The 20,888-nt window shown below is 65.7% G+C and carries 17 protein-coding genes; 13 read left to right on the forward strand and 4 right to left on the reverse strand.

From position 1 onward, the window contains the following. Positions 1-27: 27 nt before the first annotated feature. Entirely contained in the window at positions 28-1,443 is a 1,416-nt protein-coding gene (locus ACV22Z_RS13100) for a circularly permuted type 2 ATP-grasp protein (RefSeq protein ID WP_448076713.1), read from the reverse strand. Positions 1,444-2,206: 763 nt separating this feature from the next. Between ACV22Z_RS13100 and ACV22Z_RS13105 the strand changes: the two genes are divergently transcribed. From ACV22Z_RS13105 to ACV22Z_RS13150, 10 genes are all read left to right on the forward strand, one after another. Further along, positions 2,207-3,196 carry a LysR substrate-binding domain-containing protein gene (locus tag ACV22Z_RS13105; protein ID WP_448076714.1) on the forward strand — a complete coding sequence of 330 codons (990 nt, stop codon included), beginning with the start codon at positions 2,207-2,209 and terminating at the stop codon, positions 3,194-3,196. Between the two features lie 853 nt (positions 3,197-4,049). Further along, positions 4,050-4,466 carry a hypothetical protein gene (locus ACV22Z_RS13110; RefSeq protein ID WP_448076715.1) on the forward strand — a complete coding sequence of 139 codons (417 nt, stop codon included), beginning with the start codon at positions 4,050-4,052 and terminating at the stop codon, positions 4,464-4,466. A gap of 78 nt (positions 4,467-4,544) precedes the next feature. Then, the gene (locus ACV22Z_RS13115) at positions 4,545-5,306 is read left to right on the forward strand and encodes a hypothetical protein (protein WP_448076716.1); all 762 of its coding nucleotides are present in this window, start codon (positions 4,545-4,547) and stop codon (positions 5,304-5,306) included. 171 nt (positions 5,307-5,477) lie between these two features. Continuing rightward, positions 5,478-7,502 carry a poly-beta-1,6 N-acetyl-D-glucosamine export porin PgaA gene (gene pgaA / locus ACV22Z_RS13120; RefSeq protein WP_448076717.1) on the forward strand — a complete coding sequence of 675 codons (2,025 nt, stop codon included), beginning with the start codon at positions 5,478-5,480 and terminating at the stop codon, positions 7,500-7,502. A gap of 17 nt (positions 7,503-7,519) precedes the next feature. Further along, positions 7,520-9,610 (forward strand): poly-beta-1,6-N-acetyl-D-glucosamine N-deacetylase PgaB, encoded by a 2,091-nt coding sequence (gene pgaB, locus ACV22Z_RS13125; RefSeq protein ID WP_448076718.1) that lies wholly within the window; start codon positions 7,520-7,522, stop codon positions 9,608-9,610. Beyond that, the gene (pgaC, locus tag ACV22Z_RS13130) at positions 9,607-10,878 is read left to right on the forward strand and encodes a poly-beta-1,6-N-acetyl-D-glucosamine synthase (protein WP_448076719.1); all 1,272 of its coding nucleotides are present in this window, start codon (positions 9,607-9,609) and stop codon (positions 10,876-10,878) included. Before pgaB ends, pgaC begins: the two co-directional genes overlap by 4 nt. Further along, a complete protein-coding gene (locus tag ACV22Z_RS13135) occupies positions 10,856-11,344 on the forward strand; it encodes a Biofilm PGA synthesis auxiliary protein PgaD (RefSeq protein ID WP_448076720.1) in 489 nt (162 codons plus the stop codon). Before pgaC ends, ACV22Z_RS13135 begins: the two co-directional genes overlap by 23 nt. Before the next feature lie 133 nt (positions 11,345-11,477). After that, positions 11,478-13,310, forward strand: coding sequence for a glutamine--fructose-6-phosphate transaminase (isomerizing) (glmS, locus tag ACV22Z_RS13140; protein ID WP_448076721.1), 1,833 nt, complete (start codon positions 11,478-11,480; stop codon positions 13,308-13,310). Then, the gene (locus ACV22Z_RS13145) at positions 13,307-14,611 is read left to right on the forward strand and encodes a hypothetical protein (protein ID WP_448076722.1); all 1,305 of its coding nucleotides are present in this window, start codon (positions 13,307-13,309) and stop codon (positions 14,609-14,611) included. Before glmS ends, ACV22Z_RS13145 begins: the two co-directional genes overlap by 4 nt. A gap of 148 nt (positions 14,612-14,759) precedes the next feature. Next, positions 14,760-15,596, forward strand: coding sequence for a c-type cytochrome (locus ACV22Z_RS13150; RefSeq protein WP_448076723.1), 837 nt, complete (start codon positions 14,760-14,762; stop codon positions 15,594-15,596). 174 nt (positions 15,597-15,770) lie between these two features. Here the strand turns inward: ACV22Z_RS13150 and ACV22Z_RS13155 are convergent, their stop codons facing one another. From ACV22Z_RS13155 to ACV22Z_RS13165, 3 genes are read right to left on the reverse strand one after another with little or no spacing between them, the layout of a single operon-like run. Next, a complete protein-coding gene (locus ACV22Z_RS13155; protein ID WP_448076724.1) occupies positions 15,771-17,021 on the reverse strand; it encodes a Zn-dependent hydrolase in 1,251 nt (416 codons plus the stop codon). Further along, positions 17,014-17,538, reverse strand: coding sequence for an L-2-amino-thiazoline-4-carboxylic acid hydrolase (locus ACV22Z_RS13160; RefSeq protein ID WP_448076725.1), 525 nt, complete (start codon positions 17,536-17,538; stop codon positions 17,014-17,016). The genes ACV22Z_RS13155 and ACV22Z_RS13160 overlap by 8 nt, the downstream gene beginning before the upstream one ends. Before the next feature lie 18 nt (positions 17,539-17,556). Next, a complete protein-coding gene (locus ACV22Z_RS13165) occupies positions 17,557-18,723 on the reverse strand; it encodes a branched-chain amino acid ABC transporter substrate-binding protein (protein ID WP_448076726.1) in 1,167 nt (388 codons plus the stop codon). A gap of 177 nt (positions 18,724-18,900) precedes the next feature. On the opposite strand from ACV22Z_RS13165, the gene ACV22Z_RS13170 reads away from it, so the two are divergent. From ACV22Z_RS13170 to ACV22Z_RS13180, 3 genes are all read left to right on the forward strand, one after another. Next, complete coding sequence (locus ACV22Z_RS13170; protein ID WP_448076727.1) at positions 18,901-19,797, forward strand: LysR substrate-binding domain-containing protein; 897 nt, start codon at positions 18,901-18,903, stop codon at positions 19,795-19,797. Positions 19,798-19,923: 126 nt separating this feature from the next. After that, positions 19,924-20,142, forward strand: a complete 219-nt coding sequence (locus ACV22Z_RS13175) for a ribbon-helix-helix protein, CopG family (RefSeq protein WP_448076728.1) — start codon at positions 19,924-19,926, stop codon at positions 20,140-20,142. After that, the gene (locus tag ACV22Z_RS13180; RefSeq protein ID WP_448076729.1) at positions 20,136-20,501 is read left to right on the forward strand and encodes a PIN domain-containing protein; all 366 of its coding nucleotides are present in this window, start codon (positions 20,136-20,138) and stop codon (positions 20,499-20,501) included. Before ACV22Z_RS13175 ends, ACV22Z_RS13180 begins: the two co-directional genes overlap by 7 nt. Positions 20,502-20,888: the final 387 nt, after the last annotated feature.

Genomic DNA, 20,888 nt, shown 5'->3' on the forward strand with positions numbered 1-20,888 from the left:
CCGCCGCGCGCGGTCGCCTTGTTCCGCTCAGTCGGCCAGCACCCAGGTGTCCTTGGTGCCGCCGCCCTGGCTCGAGTTGACGACGAGCGAACCCTCCTTCAGCGCGACGCGCGTCAGGCCGCCCGGCGTGATGCGAATCCGGTCCGACACCAGCACGAACGGCCGCAGGTCGACGTGCCGCGGCGCGAGGCCGGCGTCGGTCAGGATCGGCGTCGTGGACAACGCCAGCGTCGGTTGCGCGATGTAGTTCGACGGGCGCGCGCGCAGCTTCGCGGCGAACGCCTCGATTTCCGCCTTCGACGCGCACGGCCCGACGAGCATCCCGTAGCCGCCCGAGCCGTGCACTTCCTTCACGACCAGTTCGTCGAGGTGTTCGAGCACGTACTTGAGGCTGTCCGCGTCGCCGCAGCGCCAGGTCGGCACGTTCTCGAGCATCGCCTTGCGGCCCGTGTAGAACTCCACGATCTCCGGCATGTACGAATAGATCGCCTTGTCGTCGGCGATCCCGGTGCCGGGCGCGTTCGCGATCGTGATGTTGCCGGCGCGATAGACGTCCATGATGCCCGCGACGCCGAGCACCGAGTCGGGCCGGAACGTCAGCGGGTCGAGGAACGCGTCGTCGACGCGGCGGTACAGCACGTCGATCGGCCGGAAGCCTTCGGTCGTGCGCATCGCGACGCGGCCGTCGATCACCTGCAGGTCGCTGCCCTCGACGAGGTGCACGCCCATCTGGTCGGCGAGGAACGAATGTTCGTAGTACGCGGAATTGTGGATGCCGGGCGTCAGCACGGCGACGGTCGGGTTGTCGGCGTTGCCGCCCGGCGGACAGACGGCCGCGAGCGACTGGCGCAGCATCTGCGGATAGGTTTCGACCGGCCGCACCTTGACCTGCTGGAACAGCTCGGGAAAGAGCTGCATCATCGTCTCGCGGTTTTCCAGCATGTACGACACGCCGGACGGCGTGCGCGCGTTGTCCTCGAGCACGTAGAACTGGTTCTCGGCGGTGCGCACGATGTCGACGCCGATGATGTGCGTGTAAACGTTTCCGGGCGGCCGGAAGTCGATCATCTCCGGCAGGAACGCTTCGTTGTGCGCGATCAGGTGCTTCGGCACGATCCCCGCGCGGACGATTTCCTGGCGGTGGTAGATGTCGTCGAGGAACGCATTGAGCGCCATCACGCGCTGCTCGATGCCGAGCGACAGCCGATTCCATTCCTGGCCGGAAATGATGCGCGGCACGATATCGAACGGGATCAGCCGCTCGGCGGCGTCCGCGTCGCCGTAGACAGCAAACGTGATGCCCGTCTTGCGGAATACGTTCTCCGCGTCGCGGGCTTTCTGGGCGAGGCTCGCTGGGTTCTGCGTGTCGAGCCACTGCTTCAGTCGCGCGTAAGGCGCCCTGACCATGTCGCCGGATTGCAGCATTTCATCGAATGGCTTCATCGATTTGTTCTCCATCGTTTTCCCGGCATTGCGCATGCCGGACCGGCGTAACGACTGCTGAGCAAGGACCGTGCCTTGCGGTTCCCCCAATTTCGCCGCGGCCGCGGCACGCTCCCGCGGCACGCCGCACCACGACGGTGCAACGCGCGACGCGATTCGCGGCATCGGTGCGCCGCGTCCGCGCACCGATGTTGCGCCGCGCATGTCAAACATAGTTCTCCCGCGTGTCACGAATGTGCAATCTGCAGTGCAGCATTCGCGATCGGCGTGCATGCCGTTGCGCGCATCGCGACGCGCCGCCGCATCGCAACATGCGGCGCCCACGCGCAGGCGGCGGCCGGCCGCCCGCCGTACCGGTACGCGTGCACCACGACGGGACGGCCCCGTGTCCCGAACGCAATGCCCAGGGTCTGTTTACATCCGGAACACGCATGCGTTGCGACGAGAACGGCCGCAACAGACCCTGGCGTCCCCGAAAAAGGCGGGCCGGCACGCGCACGGCGCACCGGCCCTGGGGGGAAGTACCGTCCACGGCGTCGCCGGCGGGTTCCGACGCGAGTTGAACTAACCGGTTAGCCGTGTCCGGCATCGCAACGTTATGCAGCCGAATTCATCGCGACAACGCTCATGCATATTTCGACTGACACCGATCGAAAAAAAACATCGGTATGCTCAGCACGAGGCGCGGTACGCTTGAACGTTCGTGCAGCGAAACCGTGCCCAGGCACACCCCTGCGCCCGACCATAAAAGACGACGACCAATATGGAAGCAAAGTGGCTGGAAGATTTCCTGAGCCTCGCGGATACCAAGAGCTTTTCCCGGGCGGCGCGTAACCGGCATCTGACGCAGTCGGCATTCAGCAGGCGAATTGCCGCGCTCGAGACGTGGATGGATGCGAAGCTCGTCGACCGCAGCATCACGCCGGTCGCGCTCACCCCGGCCGGACAGATGTTCCGCGGGCTCGCCGCGGACATCCTGCGCAGCATGTATGCGGCGCGCAACCTCGTGAACGGCTACGACCAGTTCGCGGCAAGCGACCAGGTCGTGCGGTTCGCGGTCGCGCATACCCTCGTCTTCACGCTGTTCCCCGAATGGCTGAAGCAGCTCAACGGCGAAGTCGGCCACGTGACTGCGCGAGTCAACGCTGTGAACGTGCCGGAAGGCGTGCAGCAGCTCGTCGAGGGCGAATGCGACCTGCTGCTCGGCTATCACCATCCGCAGTTGCCGATCGTGCTCGATCCGAACCACTTCCCGTTCGTGAGCCTCGGCGTCGAGCGGATCCTGCCCGTTTCCACGCCCGACGCGCACGGCAAGCCCGTGTTCGCGCTGCCCGGCACGCCGGGCGAGCCGTTGCCGCTGCTCGCCTATTCGTCGGGAGCATTCCTCGGCAACGTGGTCGAGATGCTGCTGCTGAATGCCGCCGAGCCGTACGCGCTGCACCGCTGCTTCGAGACGCACATGTCCGAGGCGCTGAAAGGGATGGTGGTGGCGGGACACGGCATCGGCTGGCTGCCGGAAAGCTGCGTCGCGAAGGAGCTCGCGGAAGGCACCCTCGTATGCGCGGGGTCGGGCGACTGGATCACCGAGCTCGAAATCCGGCTGTACCGCTCGGCGCGCAAGCGCGGGCTCGCGGCCGAACAGCTGTGGACCTACATCATGAACCGGCCGCGCGGCGCGGCGGCGGCATCGTCCGATCAAGCGCAGCCGCCGGCGATGCGGGTCGCGCGAAGGGCCGCAGGCGGCGGCCGGTAACGCGGCCACGGGCGCCGTCGGCGGCGCCGCTGCAACGCGCGGCTCGCGTCGGCATTCACCGGCCTTCGCCAGGTGTTCGCCGAACGTTGAAACCCGATCGCCTTCGAGCGCCGATCGGGTTCCCGCCGCATCTTTTCAACCGTCGTCATCGGGAATTCACCGGATTCACATGGACGCGGTTCCAATATCGAAAATGAAGCATGCCGGCAGCCGGAATTTCTCCAGCCTGAAACCGAAAATCCATCAATACAAAAAGCGGAACTTGAATCGTGTAATAAAACGTAAAAACGGCACACCTCCATCTGTCTCAAAGTGAGACATATTTCATTCACCAGCAATCAGCGCCGATTCTAATTTCACCGCAACCCCATTTAAACCTGCAATAATTTGTATCGCCACCCCTTTACCGCAACCCAGAACGCGCGGAAATATTTTCATTTATCAGCCATCAAATTCGGTACGAGTTACAGCGTAATATCATTTGATTGCCATATTTTGCGCCATCCCGTTCCAGCTCGGCATCGTGCGCAACGGCAATACCCCTATCGTCAGTCGTTACCGTCGGCACGAATTGCGCGGCAATTCTGCTCAAGCGCCTTGCCTTCGGCCTCCGGCGCCATCAATAATTTGAATCCATCGGGAAAAATTCTATTTGTCAGTCGTTATTTTCGGCATTAATTTCGCCATATTCCTATTTAAATATTACGTTCCGTTCACCGCTACCCCATGAAACTCACGATTGTTCATTCATCGCTCTTCATGTACGAATAACACGTGTTGCGAAATAGCGAATCGGATTTGCGTTTTCCCGGCCGAAATGTATGCTTGCCAAAAACTGCAAACGGAGGTCGTTATGCCGTCTTCGTTTCAAAAACATGCGCTTCCAGTTGCAGCCATTACTGCATCGATGTTTTGCGCAAGTGCAGCTTCAATCGCTCAAACGGTCGCTTCCGATCCTGGCGCGCAGCGATATGTCATTTCATACATTTGCGGCGATGCGCGTATCGACGGGATCGCGCCGCTCCCGGCCGACGGGCGCCCGTACAACCTCGGCGTTACGTTCGCTTCCTCCCAGACCGGCGCGCCGCTGATGAACGTTCAAGTGCGGTTGAGGCGTCACGGCCGCGTCCTCGCTGAATTCAATGCCGCAGGGTCGCGGTGCCTGTTCAGCGTTCCCGATGCGAGCTACCGGATCGAAGGGACGTATCAAGGGCAGATGAAGGACGCAACCGTCGAAACAGGCGCGTTGAACACGCAAATGCGGTGGTAGGTCTTCCGCTCGCCTGCCTGTCGCGCGTGAGCGGATTCACGCGACGCACACGACAGGCCATGAATCGAGGAGCGAAGCATGACCAGTTCAAAACGACCGGACGCCAACCCCACCGGCCGACCGAAATCGAGATGGGGTCCGGGCAAGAATGCGGCACTCAGCTTCGCTGCATTTGCGGTGATCTTTGGCGTATTTACACACGTCAGGCGAGATGCCGGCGGTGAGCACGCGAACGCGGCGCATGAAGTGTCGGGCGTGGTCGGCACCGCGGCCGGGACCGCCGGCCAATCGGTCGTCGCAGCGGCGCCCCAACCCGTCGCCGATCGCATGACGAACACGGCGGCGCAAACAGTACCGCCGCGTGAAACGGTGTCGCCGGTCACGGTCGAAGTCGATTCCGCGGCCGGGCCCGCCACTTGCTCCTCTCCGTGTGCGTCGAACGCCGCGCCCTCCAGGCACGCGCGGCCCCGGCATGCGCCCGCCGTGACGATGGCCAGCAACGCCGCGCATCCCGCACCGGCCAACCCATCCGTCAAACGGCCCTACGGCCAACCGCATCGCCAGCTGCAGACGCGCGAGCTTGCCGGGGCACGGGCGCACATGGCTGTCGCGTCGAGACAGCATTCGCTTGTCGGCGGCACGGGCCGCATGCAGACGGCCAGCGTCACGCGCCCGGAACTGGATAGCGCCCGGGCGCTCGCGAGAGCGCGCTCGTGCGCGGTACTCGACCAGTGGCGCTGCGTGGAGCAGAACGCGAGCCGGGTGCTCGCAATCGATCCGGGCAACAGCGAATCGCAGCTGCTGCTCGGGCAGGCCATCCGGAACCGGCCTGGAATTTGAACTGCAATCGGGAGAACCAGCTATCGGGCAGCTCGGCGCGAGATCGGGCGCATTGTCAGGGGTACGGCCGATTCAGCCGTTTCGAAGGGAGGACACCCTGTGGCCAACGTTCGCAAGCGCAGACGCATTACCATCCCGCCCAATCCGCGGATGCTCGTTCAGGCGCCGCTCATGCTGCTGTTCATTGCATCCGGCACATGCATCGCCGCTGAAGGCGACGTCGAGTCAAACGGATCCCGCGAGATCGCAGAAGCCGCCCAAGCAGCCAAAGCCGCCGAGCCGCCCGGTCCAACGGGCACGCAGCCGGCCGACGCCGCAGCGGTGCGTGCCGAAGTATTCGGTCTCGCCACGGGCGGCGGTGCCGTCAAGGCGCTCGACGAAGCAAAGGCCCGGCCTGACATCTTTTCCGCGTTCGATCTCGCGCAGCTGGAGGAACTCTCGATCCGCCAGCAGGTGCGCGGCGGGCGCGACAAGGCCCGCTCGATGACGAGCCCCGATCGCTTCGACGGGATCGATACGGCACTGCACGCCGCGGACGATCTCAATGCAAGAATGCCGCCCACGCCCGAGTACTCGCCGGTGCGAACGGCGCTCGCGGGCGATCGGACGGTCGCCTATGCCGCCCGGGGCGACATGCGCAAGGCGGTGGCGACGTTCGAAACGATCCCCCCCGATGCGGAAGTCTCGATTGACGCGCTGGCCGGCGCCGGCGATGCGTACCTGTATCTGAACGAGCCGGGCAAGGCGTCGGCGGCCTATCAGCGCGCGCTGGCCCAGGCGAGCGCGACGCCGACCGACCGCGCGACGCGCGGCTTCCAGTATGGCGCGCGCACGCGCCCGATCGAATTGCGCGAGGGCTTGTTCTGGTCGTATGTCGACCAGGGCCGAGCGCAGGACGCGAGCACCGTGCTCGACGACATGCGCAAGTCGCTGCCGTCGGCCGAGCAGGTGCATCCATGGGATCAGGGCGGCGACGACTACCTGCGCTACTACCGGCTGCACGCGCAGTACCTGATCTATACGGGCAGGGTCGACGAAGGGATCGCCGAGCTGGAGAAGCTCGAGAACGAAATCCCGTTCAACTCCGAGGTACGCGCCGCGCATGCCGACGCCGTGTCGGGCCAGTCGCACCCGCGTCAGGCGATGGCGATGTACAACGCGTCGCTGACCGACCACCCGGACAGCGTCGAGGTCCTTGCCGGGCTCGGCCGCGCGGCACTCGTGGCGGACGATTATGAAACCGCGAAGAAGGTCGACCAGACCGTCGACAACACGTTTCCGGACAGCGGCGCAGTCCGCTCGTTCAAGCGCGACTACAACGCGTACCGCAGCCCGGTGCTGACCACGGAGCTGAGCTACGAGCACGGCAACAGCGTGCTGGCCGACAACCAGTTCACGTCGGACACCTATCTGTACTCGCAGCCGTTCGGCGACAACTGGCGCGTGTTCTCCCATACCTTCTACGGGTATGGGCAGACCGATACCGGCAACCTCAGCCGCACGCGCACGGGCGTCGGCGGCGATTACCGGCACGGGCCGTTAACCGTGCAGGCCGAAGCCACACGCTCGTTCGGCTCGGACGGGCGCACCGGCGGCCGCGGTTCCGTCACCTACAACCTCGACGACTACTGGACGGTGTCCGGCGCACTCGACAGCAACGACAACACGCTGCCGTGGAAGGCCTATGTCGCGCACATCTGGGGCAAATCCGCGAATGTCGAGGTGAAGTGGCGCCAGAACGATCGTCGCGAGGTCAGCTTGAGCTACGGCGTGAGCCGCTACAGCGACACGAACTTCCACCAGGAAATCGCGGCGACCGGCACGCAGCGCGTGTTCACGTCCGCGAACCAGCTCGTCAACGTGTCGCTGAATCTCGGCACCGACAGCAACTCGAAGCAGGACACCCCGTACTTCAGCCCGGGGCGCGACTATGCGATCGCAGCGACCGTCATGCATCAATGGACGATGTGGAAAAAGGGCGACATGTCGTTGCAACAGCGCATCTTTGCGTCGGGCGGCGCGTACAACGAGCGCGGGTTCGGCACGAGCGCGCTGTGGAGCGCGCGTCTCGAGCACGCGTGGACATTCAAGCACGACATCACGCTGAGCTACGGCATCGAAGTCGCCAGCCATGCATACGACGGCACGCGGGAGCGCTCGGAAACGGGCTTCCTCGCGCTCAATCTGCCGTTCTAGAACCGGGAGGTCAGGCAATGCAATCGAGACGGACATTCATGTGTGGATGCCTCGGCACTTTCGCCGCGTGTTCGCTGTTTCCAGGCGTGACCCAGGCGAAGCTGATCGACCTGCTGCCGCCATCGGACCCCGCAGACGGCAAGACGTTTCGCGTGATCTGCATGCACGACGTGCGCGACAACCTGCTGTCGACGTTTGCGACGTCCACGATGATCGACCCCTATGCGATCGATACCGGCACGCTGACCGCGATATTTTCATGGCTCGACAGCAACAACTATCACCCCGTGACCGTCAAGCAAATCGAGGCATCGCGGCACGGCGGCAAGCCGTTGCCGGCTCGCGCCGTGCTGCTCACGTTCGACGACGGTTTCCGCAGCCACTATACGAAAGTGCTGCCGTTGCTGAAGCGCTTCAGGTATCCGGCGGTGATGGGCATCGTCACCGCGTGGATCGACACGCCGGCGGATACGCCGATCCGCATCAGCGACAAGATCGAGGTGCCGCGCGATTACTTCATGTCTTGGGACGAAGTCCGGCAGCTCGGTTCGTCGGAGCTGGTCGAGCTCGGGTGCCACACGCACAACCTGCACCATGGAGCGACCGCCAATCCGCAGGGCAATCAGTTGCCCGCGACCACGTCGCACCTCTATCTGGAAGAGGAGAAGCGCTATGAAACCGATGTGGAATTCGAGGCACGGATACGCAACGACCTGCAGACCTGCATCCGGCAGATCCACGAGCGCACGGGCGTGGTCGCGCGCTCGATGGTCTGGCCGTATGGCGCGGAAAACCAGCCGGTGCGCAGGATATCGACGTCGCTCGGCATGGACATCCAGTTCAGTCTCGATGCCGGGCCGAATACGCCGGACGTGCCGCTCGACCGCCTCCGGCGCATCCTGATGATGTACGACGTCGATATCGGCGGATTCGAGCACTCGATGCGCGAGCCGGCGGCCAACCGCGGCGAAGTCCATTCCGTCGAACGCGTCGTGCAGGTCGATCTCGACCAGGTCTACGACCCCAACCCTGCGCAACAGGAAAAGAACCTCGGCGTGCTGATCGAGCGCATCTACCGGATGCAGCCGAAGTCGGTCTACCTGCAGGCATACGCCGACCCGAAGGGCACGGGCGTCGCGGAGGCCGTCTATTTTCCGAACCGGCACCTGCCGATGCGGGCCGACCTCTTCTCGCGCGCCGCGTGGCAGCTCAATACGCGCGCCAACGTCCAGGTCTATGCGTGGATGCCGGTGCTCGCCTTCCGTCCGCCGCCGGAGAAGCTCCATGGCCTCGAAACGGTCAGCGCATACGGCGGCGCACCGGCGCGCGAGCACGTCACGCGCGGTTTTCGCCTGAGCCCGTTCGATCCGAACGCGCGGCTGATGATCGAGCAGATTTACGAGGATCTCGGCAAATACGCGTCGTTCAGCGGCATCCTGTACAGCGACGACGCCGTGCTCGACGATTACGAGGATGCGGGCAAGCACGCGCTGCAAACGTATGCCCAATGGGGACTGCCGCGCGACATCGGGCAGATTCGCGCCAAGCCGGACCTGATGAACCGCTGGACCCGGGAGAAGACACGCTATCTGCTGAACCTGACGCGGCAGCTGACACAGATCGTCCTTGCGAACCAGAACGAGGGCGACGTACTGACCGCGCGCAACATCTTCGCGCAGCCGGTGCTGAATCCCGAATCCGAAGCGTGGTACGCGCAGAACTACGACGACTTCCTCAACACGTACGACTACGTCGCGCTGATGGCGATGCCTTATATGGAACAGGCGTCGAGCCCCGAGCGCTGGCTCGACCAGCTCGTCGACGTCGTTTCGAAAAAGCAGCGCGGTTTCTCGAAGACCGTGTTCGAGCTGCAGTCCTACGACTGGCACGCCCGCGCGGCCATTCCGGCCAGCACGCTGCTTGCGCAGATGCACCGGCTGCGAGGGCAAGGCGCGCTGAACTTCGGCTACTACCCGGACAACTTCCTGAACAACCAGCCGAGCCTCGACGCGATGCGCGACGTGATGTCGCTCAAGTCCCGCCTCGATCCGACCTCGATCAACGCGTTGATGCACATGCAGCAACAGAAAGGGGGGCGGGCGCAATGACGGCACAACTGATCATTCATCGTCTGCAGGATTTCGTCTTCTACTATCCGTTCTTCATGTCGTATCTGTGGATGATCGGCGGCGTCGTGCATTTCTTCCTGCTCGAAGACGGACGCGTGCTGTCGAGGCGGACGATTGCGTCGAGCGGCATGCCGAAGATATCGATCGTCGTGCCCTGCTTCAACGAAGAGTCGAACGCACGAAGCGTGATCGAGCACCTGAACGGCATGGACTATCCGAACTACGACATTATCGCGGTCAACGACGGAAGCAAGGACCGCACCGGCGGCATCCTCAACGAGCTGGCCGCCACGATACCGCGGCTTCTCGTCGTCCATCATGCGCGCAACGAAGGCAAGGCAGTCGGCCTCACGACCGCGGCGGCCGTGTCGAACGCGGAGTACCTGCTCTGCATCGACGGCGACGCGCTGCTCGCGCACGATGCGATCGAATGGATGCTCGAGCACTTCATCACCGACCCAGGGGTCGGCGCGGTGACCGGCAATCCGCGCATCCGCACGCGCACGTCGCTGCTCGGGCGCATGCAGGTCGGCGAATTCTCGTCGATCGTCGGGCTGATCAAGCGCACGCAGCAGGTGTACGGACGCATCTTCACGGTGTCGGGCGTCATCACGATGTTCCGCAAGACCGCGCTCGCCGATGTCGGCTACTGGAGCACGGACATGCTGACCGAGGACATCGACATCAGCTGGAAGCTGCAGTGCCGCGGCTGGCGCGTCGTGTACGAACCGCACGCGCTCAGCTGGATCCTGATGCCGGAGACGCTGAAGGGGCTCTACCGCCAGCGGCTGCGCTGGTCGAAGGGCGGCATCCAGGTGCTGATCAAGTATGCGGGCACCGTCGCCAGCCCCACGAGGATGATGATGTGGCCGCTGTTCGCGGAGTACCTGATCGGCATCGCGTGGGCGTATTCGATGTCGTTCATCCTGCTGCTCGCGTTCATCGGCCTCTTCCATCCGCTGCCGCCGGACTGGCACGTATCGGTCGTTCCGCACTGGCACGGGATGCTGCTGGTGGCGACCTGCGTGCTGCAACTGATCGTCGGCTGCATGATCGACCGGCGTTACGACGAAAAACTCCTGATGTATTTCCTGGACACCGTCTGGTATCCGGTGGCCTTCTGGTTGATCAGCATGGTCACCACCGTCGTCGCCCTGCCCGCCACCGTGCTGCGAGGCCGTGGCAAGCGGGCCGTATGGGTCAGTCCCGACCGAGGAATTCAACATGAAGAACGCGCCGATTATTGATCTCTCCCTCCGCTCGCCGAGCCAGATGATCACCGACCACGGCTTCATCGTCGGAACCGTGCAGATCGTGTGGTTCCGCCTCGTGCGGCCGTCGCTGGTCGGTGCAGTCTGGGCGTCGATCTGCATCTATACGTACCGCTATCTGCTGCCGTTCAATCAGGCGGAGATGCCGATCGAACAGCTGATTTTCTATGTGACATGGATTGCGGTCATGGCCGGCGTGCTGTTCACGTGGTTGATCGCCGGGCGCGTCGTGCATCCGCTCGCGTACCGGCTGCGCGTGTCGAAGATGCTGCGGCGCTCGGCCCACCTCAAGACGCGGCCGGGGCCGGCTGCCTCGCTGATCAACGCCCGCCGCCCCGCCGGGAAACAGTCGTCGCGCATCCTCATCGCATCGCATGACGCGAACGGCCTGATTTCCGGGATCGAATGGAAGACCCACACGGCGCCGCAGAGTGGCAAATAGGCTGCCGGGCCGCGGGTGAGCGGACGACTGCGGCAGCCCCGGGCCGGCCCGGCAGGATGCCGGGCACGGCGGGGGCCGCGGGCACTGCGCGCGCGGGCATGGCATCGATAACTTCTTGTGGACGAGGTGACATATGTGCGGAATCGTCGGAGCAAGTGGCCGGAACAATCAGGTGCCGCAACTGGTCAAGGCGCTGAGCCGGCTCGAATATCGCGGCTACGACTCGTGCGGGATCGCGCTGCAAAGCGGCGGACGCATTCGCAGCGAACGCACGCTGAGCCGCGTGATGGACCTGCAGCAACGGGTGATGACGCTCGGACTCGAAGCGGGAACCTGCATCGCCCATACGCGCTGGGCCACCCATGGCGCGCCGTCGGAAACGAACGCGCATCCGATCATGTCGGGCGACACGATTGCGGTCGTCCACAACGGCATCATCGAAAACCACGAGGCGCTGAAGGCGGAACTGCAGCAGCGCGGCTACACGTTTCGCGGCGAGACCGACACGGAGGTGATCGCCCATCTGATTCACGGCGAGTATCAGGAGCATCGCGCCGACCTGTTCGACGCCGTCGTTCGCGCGGTCAAGCGCCTGCGCGGCGCCTATGCGATCGCGGTGCTGAGCGCGCGCGAGCCGCAGCACCTCGTGGCCGCGCGCGCCGGCTCGCCGCTCGTGATCGGCATCGGCGCGCAGCAGAACTACCTTGCATCCGACTGCGCGGCGCTCGGCGACCTGACCGACCACTTCATCTACCTCGAGGACGGCGACGTCGCGTTGATCACGCCGGAGCGCATCCGGATCGCCGACGCACTCGGGCGCGAAGCGAATCGGCCGCTGTGCGAAGTCAAGGCGCGCGACAGCGATGCCGGCCTTGGCCCGTTCCAGCACTTCATGCAGAAGGAAATCTTCGAACAGCCGAAGGCGATCGACAGCACGCTGGCCGGCATCGACACGATCTGCCCTGCGTTGTTCGGCCCTGCCAGCGAAGCCCAGGCGCTGCTGTCGCGCGTGAGAAGCGTGCTGCTGCTCGCGTGCGGCACCAGCTATTACGCGGGGCTCACGGCGAAATACTGGCTCGAAGGCATCGCGGGCATACCCGCGCAGGTCGAGATCGCCAGCGAATACCGCTACCGGGATTCCGTGGCCGATCCGCGCACGCTCGTCGTCGGCATCTCGCAATCGGGCGAGACCGCCGATACGATCGGTGCAATCGAGCACGCGCGCAGCCTGGGGCAGGACCTGTCGATGGCGATCTGCAACGTGCCGACGAGCACGATCGCGCGCAACGCGCAGCTTCGCTTCCTGACGCAGGCCGGCATCGAGCTGGGCGTCGCGTCGACGAAGGCATTCACGACGCAACTGGTCGCGCTGTTCCTGCTGACGGTGACGCTCGCGCAGCTGCGCGGCAGGCTCGACGCCGCGCGCGCGGCGACGTATCTGCAGCAACTGCGCGTACTGCCGGCGCGCATCGGCCATGCGCTGGCGCTGGAGCCGCAGATCATGGGCTGGGCGGCCGATTTCATGCGGATGGAGAATGCGCTGTTCCTCGGGCGCGGGATTCATTTTCCGATCGCGATGGAAGGCGCGCTGAAGCTCAAGGAGGTGTCGTATATCCACGCCGAAGGCTATCCGGCAGGCGAACTGAAGCACGGCCCGCTCGCGCTGGTGACGAGCGCGATGCCGGTCGTCACGATTGCGCCGGACGATCGCCTGTTCCAGAAGCTGAAGTCCAACATGGCCGAAGTGCGGGCGCGCGGCGGGCGGCTCTACGTGCTGGCGGGCAGCCATCTCGACATCGACGCCGCCGACGATACACGCGTGATCCGCCTGCGCGAACCGGGCGATGCGCTGGCGCCGATCATGCACGTGGTGCCGTTGCAGCTGCTCGCGTATCACGTCGGCTGTGCGCGCGGCGCCGACGTCGACAAGCCGCGCAACCTCGCGAAATCGGTGACCGTCGAATGACGCGTCGGCCGGTGCAGGTCATCGGAGGATCGAACCCGCGCAGACGGAAAGCCTTGCCGTCCGTCGCGGCGATGGCCTGCATCGCCTGCTGTCTCGCCGTTGCGCCGGGCCTGGCGTCGCAGGCTGCGCACGCGACCGCCACGGCCCGGCACAAGGCCGCGCCCCAACCTTCTCCGCAACAGCTGAACACCGGGGATCCGCGCCGCTTCATGCACGGCGTGGGCGTGGCCGACGCCGGCAACGGCAAGCGCTGGCTCTTCTTCAGCAGCTCGGGCATCCCGCCGCGCGGTGCATTGCCCAACGGCAACTGGCCGCATGACGTGTACGTCGGCGAATGGTCGCCCGGCAGCGCGCACATGATGCATGTCCACACGCTCATCAGCCGGCCGGAAGCGCAGGAGCCGGTGTCGATCGCGCAGAACGCGCGCGGCGACATCTTCGTCACGTTCGAGGACGGCTGGAACGCGCCACAGGAAGTCAGCCAGCGCTACGGTGTCTACCGCCGTGACCTGAAGCCGATCAAACCCTACCCGAACGACGTCGAGTCGGGCGGCCACTCGGGGCATGTCGCAACGGCCGGCGAACGCTTCGTCGTGTTCTATTCCGCCGACTGGATCGACGGCGGCGGCGTCGACAACCTCGGCACCGGCAACGGCGTCTACCTGAAAACCTACGATGCGGCCGGGCGCGTGCTGAACCACGTCGCGGTCGCGCCGCACCGCCGCGAGTGGTGGCCCGTGATCGCGGGCTCGCCGCGCATTGCGCTGCTCGTCTGGCAGAAATTCATCGAAGGCAGTACGGACGCGACGCTCGAATACGCGATGTTCGATCCGGTCACCGCGAAGCTGGACAAGCTCGGGACGCTGAACGACGCGATCCGGTACTACGTGTACGCGTCGGCTTACGTGCCGGCGATCGACCGCTTCATCGTCGTCACGACGACCGCGGACGATCGCGGCGTCGCGATGCTGATCGACCCGGACGGCCGTCGCACGGCGACGCTCGACTGCCTGCCGGCATCGGTGCGCGAAGCCGGCATCGGCATCTCCGGCACGCATGCGTACGTGCCGACCCGCGACGGGCGGCTGCTGACGCTCGCGCTTGCGCCGGCGGAGATTTCGGTGAGCGGCGCGCAGCGCTCGCCGATTCCGTGGGGCACGACGGGCATCGCCGGTTTCCCGGCGCGCGGCGCAGCGATGCATTTCGTGTCGCTCACGCCATCGGGCACGCGCGAAGCCGATTTCGAACCGGAGCGGGACACGCCGTTGCCGAAGAACGAGGTGCCGTGTGCGAGTCATTGACAGCGGTCCGGTCACGGCCGTGCCGTGAACGCGGGCGGTCCGCGAGTCGCCAGCGCCGCGCGTACCGGATAGACTGTCGCCCGATTCCTTCCATCGGCCGCGGCTTGCGCGTCCTGCCGCCGCCGGAACGCCCTTTCCCGGAGAACGCATGCAGAAGCGCCGGTGGTTTTCGCTCGTGCTGCTGACGGTTTGCCTGATCGGACAACGCGCGTCGGCCCAGTCCACGCTTGAACTCGAGACCGGCGGCACGCCCCGTACCCTCACCCGGCAGACACTGCTCGCGCGCCCCGACGCGACGGACGTCCACGTGCCGCGCGACATCGCGTACGGCCGGCCGATGACGTTCCGCGCCGTGCCGTTCGCCGCGCTGCTCGGCGACACGCCGCTGCCGGCCAACGGCGTGCTCGAAACGCGCGCGGCCGACGGCTTCGTCGCGCAACTGCCGCTGGACCTCGTGCGCCGCCGCGCGCCGGCCGGCGCCGTCGCGTGGCTCGCGATCGAGGAACCGGCCCATCCGTGGCCGAAGCTGCCCGGCAAGCAGGTCAGCGCGGGGCCGTTCTATCTCGTGTGGCTCGGGCCGGACGCGTCGTCGGTGCGCGGCGAACAGTGGCCGTACCAGATCGTGCGCGTCACGATCGAGTCGGCTCCCGTCGCGCGCTGGCCGTCGCTCGCCGTCGATCCCGCGTTGCCCGCCAGCGATCCGGCCCGCGCGGGCCAGCAGCTGTTCGTCACGCAATGCCTCGCGTGCCACCGCCTCGACGGCGCGGGCAGCAGCCATGCCGGGCCCGACCTGAACGCGCCGATGAATCCGGTCGACTACTTCCAGCCCGCCGCGCTGCGCCGCTACATTCGCAACCCGGCATCCGTGCGCGACTGGCCGGGCCGGAGCATGCCGGCATTCCCGCCCGATCAGTTGAGCGACCGGGAGCTCGACCAGATCGTCGCGTATCTCGCGTATATGGCGCGGCGCAAGGCGGGCAAGTAACCGCGGCCGGACCACACAACGAGCGTCGACGATGTCGAGCGACACGCTGCTCACCATCGCTTCGATCGACGCCGCGCAGACGCATCCGCTCAGGGCGACGGTGCTGCTGCACGGCGATCTGAACGCGTGCGAACTGGCGTCGAACGCCCGCCCGCCGCGGAGCACGCGTCACGCTCAGGCTTCCTGCGCGCTCTGCAACACCGCGCGCAACAGCACGTCAGCGCCCGCCGCCGCCCATTCCGGCGTGATCGCCTCGGCCTCGTTGTGGCTCAGCCCGTCGACGCACGGCACGAAGATCATCCCGGTCGGCGCGACGCGTGCGACATAGCACGCGTCGTGGCCCGCACCGGACACGATGTCCATGTGCGACAGCCCGAGCCCCCGGGCCGCGTCACGCACCGCGTCGATGCAGCGCGGCGCGAACGGGATCGGCGGGTACTTGAAGATCTGTTCGATCTGCGCGCCGAGGCCGGTCTCGTCCGCCGCCCGCGCGAGTTCCGCGCGCAGCGCCGCGTCCAGCTCGTCGAGCACCGCATCGTCGGGGTGACGGAACTCGACCGTGAAAAAGCAGCCGCCCGGTACCGTGTTGCGAGAATTCGGCCGCGCGTCGATCATCCCGACCGTCGCGCGCGCGTACGGCGCGTAACGGCGGCCGAGCACGTCGATGAACGAAATCATCCGCGCGGCGCCGACCAATGCATCGCGGCGGAACTCCATCGGCGTCGTGCCCGCGTGCGCGTCGACACCGGTGAGCGTCACCTCGTACCAGCGCTGCCCCTGCCCGGCCGTCACGACGCCGATCGTCTTGCCGGCCCGTTCGAGAATCGCGCCTTGCTCGATATGCAGCTCGTACGCCGCGTGCACCGGATACCCGCCGACGGGCTCGTCGCCCGCGTAGCCGATCCGCTCCAGCTCCTCGCCGATCGTCTTGCCCGCGCTGTCAGTGCGCGACAGCCCGTATTCGAGCGTATAGACGCCCGAGAACACGCCGGCCGACACCATTGCCGGCGCGAAGCGCGAGCCTTCCTCGTTGGTCCAGATCACGACGTCGATCGGGCGCTCGGTGTCGACGCCCGCGTCGTTCAGCGCGCGCACGACCTCGAGCCCGCCGAGCACGCCGTAGATGCCGTCGTAGCGGCCGCCCGTCGGCTGCGAATCGGCGTGCGAGCCCGTCATCACCGGCGCGGCGTCGGGATGGCGGCCCGCGCGGCGCGCGAACACGTTGCCCATCCGGTCAACGCGCACCGTGCAGCCGGCGTCGCGCGCCCACTGCACGAACAGGTCGCGCGATTCGCGATCGAGATCGGTCAGCGCCAGACGGCAGACACCGCCCTTCGGCGTCGCGCCGATCTGCGCCATCCGGTCGAGCGACGCCCACAGGCGGTCGCCGTCGACGCGCGGCGCATTCACGTTGTCGTCACGCATCGCCGTTCTCCGGCGCGGGCTGCAGTGCGTAGCGGAAATCGCAGCGCTTGCCGCCCTGCATGATCGTGCTGGTGCGCGTAAGCGCGATGCGCGGCGCATAGCCCTGGATGAAATAGCTGTCGCGCGCGCAACTCAGCAGGTGCCCGATCTCGCCGAGCCCCATCGCGTGATACATCTCAGCGTAGCTGCAGCGATGCACGTCGTAGTCGTAATGCGTGTCGTCCGCGCGCCGCACTTCGACGTCGAGCGCATCGTCCTTCTCCCACAGCACCTGCAGCGCGATGAAGGACTTCACGCTCGTGCCGTCCGGCTCCTGCGCCGCGAACGTGCGGCCCGCGTCGACGGCCGCGCCGCGCACGGCTTCCGCGATCACGGCCTGCGCACGCTCGGTGCCGAACTCGCGCTTCATGATCTCGTAGATCGGCTTGATGATTTCCGCTTCGATGCGGCGCCGCGCGAGGATCCCGAGGCGCGTGTCCTCGGATGCGGCGGCGGATGTCTGGGTCGTTTCGGTCATGGGGATCGTCCGTGTCGTTTATTTCGTCGCGGTGCGTGAGCCGCCGAGCACGTCGACGACGGTCCACTTGCCGCCGCGCACCTGGTAGATTGTGAAGGCCGGGTCCTTCAGGTTGCCTTCGGCGTCGAACGCGATCCGCCCCGTCACGCCGGGCCGGTCGATCGCACGGACCGCCGCGGCCAGCTTCGCCGGCTTCGTCGTGCCGGCCTTCTGCGCGGCCGCGATCAGCGTGGCCGCCGCGTCGTACGCGAACGGCGCGTGCAGTTCGATCGGTGCGCGGAAACGCGTCTGGTACTGCGTGTCGAACGCCTTGCCGCCCGGCATCCGGTCGAGCGGCAGGCCCGGTTCGAGCGCCGTCACGCCGTCGCCGTCCTTGCCGGCGAGCGACAGGAAGGTCTGGCTCACGAAGCCGCCCGCGCCGAGCAGCCGCGCATTGACACCGAGCTGGCGCATCCGGCGCGCGATCGGCGCGGCCTGCGCATCGAGGCCGCCGAAGAACACGAGATCCGCGCGCTTGCCCTTGATCGCGGTCAGCACGCCGCTGAAGTCGGTCGTCTTGTCGTTCACGTACTGGCGATCGACGATCGCACCGCCGTTCGCCTGCACGCCCTTGATGAACTGGTCGGCCAGCCCCGCGCCGAACGACGTGCGATCGTCGATCACCGCGATGCGCTTCGCCTTCAGCGTCTTCACTGCATACGCGCCGGTGAAGTTGCCGCCCGCATCGTCGTGACCCATGATGCGGAACGCCGTAGCGTAGCCCTGCTGCGTGTATTGATGGCCGGTGGATGCCGGCGCGATCTGCGGGATACCGGCATCGCGGTACACGCGCGACGCCGGCACGCTGCAGCCCGTGTTCCAGTGACCGACGACGCCGATCACGTGCCGGTCGACGAGCTGCTGCGCGACCGCGACGGCCGTGCGCGGATCGGACTGGTCGTCGGCCGCGACGAGCTTGTAGACGACCGGCTTGCCGCCGATGGTCGGATGCTTCGCATTCGCGTCGTCGATCGCGAGTTGCGCGCCGTTCTGCAGATCCTTGCCGATCCGCGCGGACGGGCCGGTAAGCGGCGCGGCGAGACCAATCAGGACCGTCTGCGGCGCAGACTGCGCGAACGCGGGAACGGAGGCGACCAGGGCGGCCGCCGAGAATGCGAGGCTGGCGTGAAGGAAAGCGATTTTCATGTGCGGGGATCGGTGAATCGGATCAAAACATGAAAAATATTAAATATTCGGCACCCACGCCCCAAATACTCAATTGTTGGATGCTTATGCCGTTCTCGACACATTAACTCAACACCCTGTAAACACGAGATATTTTCAGGTTGTCGCTTACCCTGACTTTTCGATAAAATTCGATACATGAAAAATATCGAACAATTGCCACACGATCCGCCGTTGCGCGCGGTGCGTGCGTTCGAAGCGTTTGCGCGCCTCGGGTCGGTCACCGCGGCGGCGGGCGAACTCGACATCACGCCGTCGGCGGTCAGCCATCAGCTGCAACTGCTCGAAGCGTTCATCCAGACGCCGCTGACGGTGCGCGAGGGCCGGCTGCTCGCGCTCACCGACGAAGGGCGCGACTACTACCGCTCGATCAGCGCGGCGTTCTCGGTGCTGCGCAGCGCGACGCGCTTCGTGCGCGACCGGTCGTCGCTGCGGCAGATCACCATCAGCCTGATTCCGCTGCTCGGCATCGGCTGGTTCATTCCGCGGCTGCACGCGTTCCTGGCCGACAACACGGACGTCGACGTGACCGTGCTGTACGCGCATCACCGCAACTACCGAAGCGACGCGTCGGACCTGTCGATCCGCTTCGGCACCGGCGACTGGCCCGGCTACCGCTGCGAGCGGCTGCTGCCGGGCGCGATGGTGCCGATGTGCAGCCCGACGTTCCTGAAGCGCCACGGGCCGTTCCGCACGCCGGCCGATCTCGCCCATGCGCCGCTCGTGCACGACGAGGATCGCAGCACGTGGGTCAACTGGCTGCAGGGCACCGGCGTGCGGCATGTATCGCACGCGGTGGGGCCGCTGTTCGAAGACGGCCAGTTGACGCTGAGCGCGGCGCGCGCGGATCTCGGCGCCGCGCTGCTGCGCGCGCCGCTGGTCGAGCGCGAGCTGGCGAACGGCGAGCTCGTAGAGCTGTTCGATCACGCGCTCGACGACGGGCGCGATTACTACCTGTGCACACGCGAGGACGCGGACATGCCGGACGGGGCTCGGCGGCTGGCGGAGTGGTTGAGGAAGATGGCGGGGATTTGAGCGGCGCACCTTCTCGCCTTGCCGGACAACGGTTTCGCGAGGACGCCTCGTCCGCCGCAATAGCCCGAGTCTTGCATGCGCTCGATTGAGTATATATGATATGCATATCATATATCGGAGGCTGCCGTGAGCCGAATTCTGGTGGATCTGTCAGATGGCCAGCTCGACGAGTTGGCCGTCATCGTCGAGACTGAACATCGTCCCCGCGCCGCAATCATCCGCGACGCAATCGATGCCTACATTGCCCTGCACAAGCGCCCGCTCGCCGACGACGTTTTCGGTCTCTGGAAAGATCGCACGGTCGACGGGCTCGCGTATCAGGAGGAACTGCGCTCGGAATGGTAAAAGCTCTCTTCGACACCAACATCCTGATCGACTATCTGGGCGGCGTGGAATCCGCCCGCGTAGAGCTGGCCCGCTACGACTATCGTGCGATCAGCACGATCTCGTGGATGGAGGTTCTGGTCGGCACGTCCACGCATGACGAAGCCCCGATTCGCGCATGGCTCTCGTCATTCGATGTCATCGCACTCGACAGCACGGTTGCGAATCGCGCGGTGACCATTCGCAAGGAACGTCGCATCCGCCTGCCCGACGCGATCGTCTGGGCATCGGCGCAAGTAAACGGGTTGCTGCTCGTGTCGCGCAACACGAAAGACTTCCCCGCCACCGAACCCGGCGTTCGCGTGCCCTATCAGGTCTGAGCCGATGGGCGCGGCGGCAATGCACATGCGTCAGCGCAACGCAAACGCCCCAAACCGCCTCTGCAAATGGTATCGCGTATGCCCTGCGGGAAAATCGGCCGGTTCTCCGAACACGACGTAACCGAATCGCTCACAGAGCCGCCCTGCATCGGGATTGCGCAGGCCTCGATCCACACGGCTGCACACCCTCTCCCCCTCACGCTTGCATAGAACGGGCGCCCGTCGCGCGCACGCGCAACGCGTCAAAAGCTCCGCCCGCACACCCCACCCAATCAAGGGCCGGAAGCAGATAGAAAATCCCGATGCCGCGGATTGAAACAAGCAATTTCACAAGCTCGGGGTGAACCCGGATACTGGCAACACTCCACTCACCACTGACGCAAAGGA

The sequence above is a fragment of the Burkholderia sp. PU8-34 genome, assembly GCF_053427725.1.

What these genes read in the sequence shown, in the direction of transcription:
- ACV22Z_RS13100 (WP_448076713.1), bottom strand. Translation starts at nt 1,443, where the DNA reads ATGAAGCCATTCGATGAAATGCTGCAATCCGGCGACATGGTCAGGGCG.
- ACV22Z_RS13105 (WP_448076714.1), top strand. Translation starts at nt 2,207, where the DNA reads ATGGAAGCAAAGTGGCTGGAAGATTTCCTGAGCCTCGCGGATACCAAG.
- ACV22Z_RS13110 (WP_448076715.1), top strand. Translation starts at nt 4,050, where the DNA reads ATGCCGTCTTCGTTTCAAAAACATGCGCTTCCAGTTGCAGCCATTACT.
- ACV22Z_RS13115 (WP_448076716.1), top strand. Translation starts at nt 4,545, where the DNA reads ATGACCAGTTCAAAACGACCGGACGCCAACCCCACCGGCCGACCGAAA.
- pgaA (WP_448076717.1), top strand. Translation starts at nt 5,478, where the DNA reads ATGCTGCTGTTCATTGCATCCGGCACATGCATCGCCGCTGAAGGCGAC.
- pgaB (WP_448076718.1), top strand. Translation starts at nt 7,520, where the DNA reads ATGCAATCGAGACGGACATTCATGTGTGGATGCCTCGGCACTTTCGCC.
- pgaC (WP_448076719.1), top strand. Translation starts at nt 9,607, where the DNA reads ATGACGGCACAACTGATCATTCATCGTCTGCAGGATTTCGTCTTCTAC.
- ACV22Z_RS13135 (WP_448076720.1), top strand. Translation starts at nt 10,856, where the DNA reads ATGAAGAACGCGCCGATTATTGATCTCTCCCTCCGCTCGCCGAGCCAG.
- glmS (WP_448076721.1), top strand. Translation starts at nt 11,478, where the DNA reads ATGTGCGGAATCGTCGGAGCAAGTGGCCGGAACAATCAGGTGCCGCAA.
- ACV22Z_RS13145 (WP_448076722.1), top strand. Translation starts at nt 13,307, where the DNA reads ATGACGCGTCGGCCGGTGCAGGTCATCGGAGGATCGAACCCGCGCAGA.
- ACV22Z_RS13150 (WP_448076723.1), top strand. Translation starts at nt 14,760, where the DNA reads ATGCAGAAGCGCCGGTGGTTTTCGCTCGTGCTGCTGACGGTTTGCCTG.
- ACV22Z_RS13155 (WP_448076724.1), bottom strand. Translation starts at nt 17,021, where the DNA reads ATGCGTGACGACAACGTGAATGCGCCGCGCGTCGACGGCGACCGCCTG.
- ACV22Z_RS13160 (WP_448076725.1), bottom strand. Translation starts at nt 17,538, where the DNA reads ATGACCGAAACGACCCAGACATCCGCCGCCGCATCCGAGGACACGCGC.
- ACV22Z_RS13165 (WP_448076726.1), bottom strand. Translation starts at nt 18,723, where the DNA reads ATGAAAATCGCTTTCCTTCACGCCAGCCTCGCATTCTCGGCGGCCGCC.
- ACV22Z_RS13170 (WP_448076727.1), top strand. Translation starts at nt 18,901, where the DNA reads ATGAAAAATATCGAACAATTGCCACACGATCCGCCGTTGCGCGCGGTG.
- ACV22Z_RS13180 (WP_448076729.1), top strand. Translation starts at nt 20,136, where the DNA reads ATGGTAAAAGCTCTCTTCGACACCAACATCCTGATCGACTATCTGGGC.